1 protein-coding gene is annotated in these 248 nt (G+C 26.2%); it reads left to right on the forward strand.

All coding sequences use genetic code 11. The annotated features are described in order from the left end of the window. Positions 1-248 (forward strand): hypothetical protein (locus tag ACWA1B_RS23270; protein WP_456911049.1); only part of this gene is annotated, 248 nt, incomplete at both ends.

The following is a 248-nucleotide window of genomic DNA, read 5'->3' on the forward strand; positions in this document are numbered from 1 at the left end:
GTTCTTTATGATAAAGATAAAAAAATCTTATTTGATGTTAAAGAAGAGATTTCTGGATTGAAGTCTTCGGAAGAATGGATTTGTTTTAATCATACTTTAGAAAATCCTAAAGGATATCTTGGAAAAAACAGTAATTTCCAAATATTTGAAAAAAAAATTATTAGAGAAATGCATAATGGACATGTTTACTATGGTGATAAATTTTCTACGACAAAAGTCTCTATTCATGATGCACTCACAAAAATATG

The sequence above is a fragment of the Flavobacterium xizangense genome (assembly GCF_054075145.1).